Below are 5117 nucleotides of genomic sequence, written 5' to 3' on the forward strand. Positions count from 1 at the left end.
GCGGTGATCGGGGTCGGGGGTGCCGGTTCGCCGGTGATCTGCTGCCATTCGGCGGCGGAGGCGAGGTGGACGAAGACGCGGCCGTCGGCCTCGGGGTGGTAGTCCTCGATCGGGCGCTGGTCGGCGAAGATCTCCTGGCGCATGGTTCCGCCGGCGCCGAGTCCCATCTTCCTGGCGGCGGGGCGAGCTCCTCGGGCACGCGGCGAACCGGTGGGCGCGGCACCGGGAGCCGGGGGACTGCCGGGAGCGGAGTAGGCGACCGCGGCGCCGTAGTGCGGCGCGGCCGGCGGCGCGCCGTAGACCATCTCCTCGGCGAGCCATGGTGCGGTGGGAGCGGCGGGCATGCGTTGCCGCCTGGCGCGTTCGGCGGCGTTCCAGGCCTCCAGCGCGGCATCGGTGAGTCCGTGGACGGCGAGCTGCACGCCACCCCACTGCTCGGTGCCCGTCACCTGACCTTCGACGGTCGCGCCGAGTCCGAGCGGCACCGCGACGAACTGGCGGACTGTGCCGTCGCCGGAGTTGATGCCGTCCATCCATGGCTGCTGGGGTAGCGCGAGATAGTTCTGCGGATCCTTGCCGAGGGTGTCGCTCCATGGCTTGCCCGATACCGCGCAGACCTTGCCGACACCGACCTTCAGCGCGGCGGGGGTGGTCGCGGAGAATCGCAGCCACATGGCTTCACGCTGGTAGACCGGCAACATCACGCCGCCGCGCTGTCGCCATTCGGCGGGCACGGTGCCGGGGTAGTCGGCGACCCTGCGCAGCGGGAAGGTCCCGAGACCGGGCGGCAGCGGATAGGTGCCCGTCTCGGGCAGTCGCAGGGTGCGGATGAAGGTCACCCGCACGCCGCCCGGCAGTTCGAGCGCGTCCCCGGACAGTTTCACTTCGGTCGACATACCCCACCCCTTCGTTCGATTGTGCACAGACTATGAATCCGTCCCCCTGGCGACGACCGTACCCGCGGCAGGCGTGAGCGTCCACGATGTTGCGGTCAGCGACGTGGCGGCAGCCCGAACTCGGTGCGGATGCCGGTGAACAGCACCTCGACCTGGTCGCCGAAGGTGATCGCGGCTTCGTTGAGCGCCGACAGCGCGCCCTGCAGTGGATCGGTGTGACGCGCGTGGAACAGGGTGTTGACGGCGAAGTGCGGTCGGCTGATGGCACCGCGGTCGTAGGGATTCAGTCGACGCGCGGGTGCGTCGGTGCGTTCCCGGACGACGGACTCGAACCGGCCAGCGTCCGGACCGTATTGGTCCTCGTCGAGCCGGGCGAAGGCCGCACCGGAATCCTGGAACGGCTCGGGGAATGGTTCCCCGGAGCGCAGTGCGGCGAGCGCGGGACGCACCCACGGACGCTCGCTGAGACCGGCGCATTCGTAGGCGCGCAGCGCGCAGTACTCGCTCAGCTCTCGGAGCAGATCGGCATCCATCTCGGCGATCGCCTCGGCGAGTGGTCGGTCGTAGCCGGCGAGATCGCGGGCAGAGAAGACATCGCGGAGCGCGGCGATGGGCTCACCGCCCCACGCTTCGCGTTCCTGGTCCGCAGGTTCCTGCTGCCACTGACGTACGTGGGCGTCCGAGGGTTCGTTCGTCGCGAGATTCTCGACGCCGAAGGGGATTTCGAGGTGAGGAACCTGCCGGAGCGCGAGGTCCTCGGGATCGAGCCGGACGCCCGAGTCGATCAGGGGCGGTGCCACGATATCGACGTCGCGCTCGGGGGTATTCCAGACCAGTGGCTGTCGCAGAACGCTCCCGTCGTCGGGCCACAACCGGATCCGCCAATGGTCGCCGGGGGTGGTGGTGCCGGGCCAGCCGTACCCGACGAACCCGGCGCCCGCGATGTCGACGATGTAGTCACCCTGCGGCACCGGTGCGGCTTCCCAGGTGTCCACCGGTGAGCTGATGTTCAGTCCGTATTCGCCGATGTGCAGCCGGGCTTCGCTGATCTGTTGCCAGTCGGCGTCGTCGGCGGGTGGACGTGCCGCCCAGACCTGCACGGCGAGCGGCATCTCGAAGTTGTTCTGGTGTGGACTGAGCACCACGACGGTATGCCCGTCACCGACGGACGGCCCGTCGGCGAGCGCCGCCTCCAGCAACGACAGCTCGGCCTCCTCCTCGCCCTCGCCGCCGTGCAGGACGAACTGGCCGTAGTCGAGTGCCAGTTCGAGATGATGTTCGGTGTCCGGGTGTCGGGCCATATACGGCATCGTGGCAGGACGCACCGACAGCAATCACTCGCCCGGCTTATCCCCTCTGGTTGGGCGAGTCACTGGGACTGCTGGATCGGGCAGGAATCGATCGGCACTGCGATATCGACGCTGCCGGCTCGACCCGTTAGGGCCCGATCGTGGCGTGGAAGGCGTCGGTTCCGGTTTCGAGCGGATCGATCAGGTGGGCCAGAAACAGCCGGGTCGCCGGGGTGGGCGTCGGCGTGGTGACCGCGTGCCAGGCCCGGTCGAGGGGTGTGCCCGGCACGTCGATCGTGTGCAGCGCACCGGATTCCAGGTGCTCGCCGACGGCATCGGAGTGGATGAGGGTGATACCGAGACCCTCCCGCGCGGCCGCGATGACGAGATCGGTCTCGTGGTGCTGCAGTTCGAGAAACAGCACGTCACGGGGCTGGATGGACAGGCTCAGTTCCACATCGGGGTAGCGGTGGCGAAACGAGGCCAGCGGTCGCAGCACCACCGATTCGCCCGCGGTCGCGACGACGCCGATCCGTAACCGGCCCGCCTCGGCTTGCCGGACAGCGGCGTGCGCTTCCTTCATGAGGCCGAGGATCCCGCGGCAGTATTCGGCGTAGACCCGGCCCGCCTCGGTAAGGGCGATCCCGCGCCCGGATCGGGTGATCAGTTTGGCGCCGAGCTGCTTTTCGACATGGGCGACCGCCGCCGACACCGCCGCCTCGGTGACGTGCAGCTGGGCGGCCGCGCGGCGAATGCTGCCCAGCCGGGCCACCGCGAGGAAGGTTTCCATCCGCCCCGCGCTCACCCTGTGCATTACCCGACGGTAGCAAACTCAACGTTTCGGTTGAGCGTTCCCAGAAACATTCACATTGTTTGTGACGGTCGCGGGCCCCATCCTGGAATTCGACAGGCGCACACCGGATTCCACAGGAGGAACCATGGCGGAAGAAACCGAACGGGATCGTTGGGATCCGGGTGTTCAGTCGTACGCGTCGATGGGATATTACGCACCCGACTACGTACCCTCGGATACCGATGTGCTCGCGGTGTTCCGGGTGACCCCGCAGCGTGGCGTCGATCCGATCGAGGCGGCGGCCGCGGTGGCGGGCGAATCATCCACTGCCACTTGGACTGTCGTGTGGACGGACCGGCTCACCGCGCACTCGAAATACCAGGCGAAGTGTTACCGGATCGACGAGGTGCCGGGCAGGCCGGGCGAGTACTTCGCCTACATCGCCTACGATCTGGATCTTTTCGAGGAAGGGTCGATCACCAACCTCACCTCCTCGGTCATCGGTAATGTCTTCGGATTCAAGCCGCTGCTCGCGTTGCGGCTCGAGGACATGCGTATTCCGGTGGCCTATGTCAAGACCTTCCAGGGCCCGCCGCACGGCACGGTGATGGAACGCGAATATCTCAACAAATACGGCAGGCCACTGCTGGGTGCGACGGTGAAACCGAAACTCGGTTTGTCGGCACGCAATTACGGCCGAGTGGTCTACGAGGCCTGCAAGGGCGGCCTGGATTTCACCAAGGACGACGAGAACATCAACTCCCAGCCGTTCATGCGCTGGCGCGACCGGTACCTGTTCGCGATGGAGGGCGTGAACCGGGCGATGGCCGAGACCGGCGAGATCAAGGGCCACTACCTCAATGTCACCGCCGCCACCATGGAGGACATGTACGAGCGGGCCGAGTTCGCCAAGGAACTGGGCTCGGTGGTCATCATGATGGACCTCACCGTCGGCTACACCGCGATGCAGTCGATGTCGAAGTGGGCGCGGCGCAACGGAGTGCTGCTGCACCTGCACCGGGCGGGCCATTCGACGTTCACCCGGCAGAAGACGCACGGCGTGAGCTTCCGGGTGCTGGCGAAATGGTGCAGGCTGATCGGTGTCGACCATGTGCACGCGGGAACCGTGGTGGGCAAATTGGAAGGCGATCCGGCGACCACCCGCGGTTTCTACGACACCCTGCGCGAGAACCACATTCCCACCGATCTGGGCAACGGCATCTTCTTCGACCAGGACTGGGCGAGCCTGCCCGGGGTGATGCCGGTGGCCTCGGGCGGTATCCACGCAGGCCAGATGCATCAGCTGCTCGATCTGTTCGGCGACGACGTGATCCTGCAGTTCGGCGGCGGCACCATCGGTCATCCGCTGGGGATCGCGGCCGGCGCCGAGGCCAACCGGGTGGCGCTGGAGGCGGTGGTCAAGGCGCGCAACGAGGGTCGCGACCTGATCAAGGAGGGGCCCGATGTGCTGCGCACGGCCGCCTCGACGTGTCGCCCGCTCGAGGTCGCGCTGGCGACCTGGGGTGATGTCACCTTCGATTACACGTCCACCGACGCACCCGACGCGGTGCCGACGCCGAGCCTGTAGGGAGCACCATGTATTTGCGACACGGGACGTTCTCGTATCTGCCCGAGCTCACCGACGAAGAGATCGCGGCGCAGGTGCGCTACGCGCTGCTCAACAACTGGCCGGTCTCGATCGAGTACACCGACGATCCGCACCCGCGCAACACCTACTGGGAGATGTGGGGGTTGCCGCTGTTCGACCTCGACGAACCCGACGGGGTGCTGGCCGAGATCAACGCCTGCCGGGCGACGTTTCCGCGCCACTACGTGCGGGTCAACGCCTATAACGCGACCTACACGAAACAGACGACGGCGCTGAGCTTCCTGGTGCAGCGCCCGGCCGAGGAGCCCGGTTTCGAGCTGGCGCGGGCCGAGGGACCGGATCGCCGCCAGATCTACAGCCTGCGCTCCTACGCCACCGATCGTCCGCAGGGACAGCGGTATGGCGGCTGACGGATCCGCCGCCGGATTCCGGTTGCCGCGGCCGGGGGGGCCCCACCCCCCGCCCGCGCGCCCCCCCCCCCCCGGGGCCCCCCCCACCCAGGGCCAGGGGGGCGAGGACGCGCGGGTTGA

General features: G+C 67.9%; 5 protein-coding genes. 2 read left to right on the forward strand and 3 right to left on the reverse strand.

The window, feature by feature from the left end; translation table 11 throughout:
• The 3 genes from ACFWPJ_RS24025 to ACFWPJ_RS24035 form a co-directional block, all read right to left on the reverse strand.
• A partial coding sequence (locus ACFWPJ_RS24025; RefSeq protein WP_378854647.1) for a hypothetical protein occupies positions 1-896 on the reverse strand: 896 nt, incomplete at its 3' end.
• Between the two features lie 95 nt (positions 897-991).
• Positions 992-2197: a hypothetical protein gene (locus ACFWPJ_RS24030; RefSeq protein ID WP_378854648.1), complete on the reverse strand. Its 1206-nt coding sequence runs from the start codon at positions 2195-2197 to the stop codon at positions 992-994.
• A gap of 136 nt (positions 2198-2333) precedes the next feature.
• Entirely contained in the window at positions 2334-2999 is a 666-nt protein-coding gene (locus tag ACFWPJ_RS24035; protein ID WP_378854649.1) for a LysR family transcriptional regulator, read from the reverse strand.
• A 124-nt stretch (positions 3000-3123) separates the two neighbouring features.
• Between ACFWPJ_RS24035 and ACFWPJ_RS24040 the strand changes: the two genes are divergently transcribed.
• Both ACFWPJ_RS24040 and ACFWPJ_RS24045 read left to right on the forward strand, forming a co-directional pair.
• Positions 3124-4566 carry a form I ribulose bisphosphate carboxylase large subunit gene (locus ACFWPJ_RS24040; RefSeq protein WP_378854650.1) on the forward strand — a complete coding sequence of 481 codons (1443 nt, stop codon included), beginning with the start codon at positions 3124-3126 and terminating at the stop codon, positions 4564-4566.
• 8 nt (positions 4567-4574) lie between these two features.
• Positions 4575-4997 (forward strand): ribulose bisphosphate carboxylase small subunit, encoded by a 423-nt coding sequence (locus ACFWPJ_RS24045; protein ID WP_378854651.1) that lies wholly within the window; start codon positions 4575-4577, stop codon positions 4995-4997.
• The last annotated feature ends 120 nt before the right edge of the window (positions 4998-5117 follow it).

It is taken from the genome of Nocardia sp. NPDC058497 (assembly GCF_042720195.1).
GTDB lineage: Bacteria > Actinomycetota > Actinomycetes > Mycobacteriales > Mycobacteriaceae > Nocardia.

Bases quoted from the DNA above. Each gene is read 5' to 3' on its own strand.
- ACFWPJ_RS24030 (WP_378854648.1), bottom strand. From the start codon at position 2,197: ATGGCCCGACACCCGGACACCGAACATCATCTCGAACTGGCACTCGAC.
- ACFWPJ_RS24035 (WP_378854649.1), bottom strand. From the start codon at position 2,999: ATGCACAGGGTGAGCGCGGGGCGGATGGAAACCTTCCTCGCGGTGGCC.
- ACFWPJ_RS24040 (WP_378854650.1), top strand. From the start codon at position 3,124: ATGGCGGAAGAAACCGAACGGGATCGTTGGGATCCGGGTGTTCAGTCG.
- ACFWPJ_RS24045 (WP_378854651.1), top strand. From the start codon at position 4,575: ATGTATTTGCGACACGGGACGTTCTCGTATCTGCCCGAGCTCACCGAC.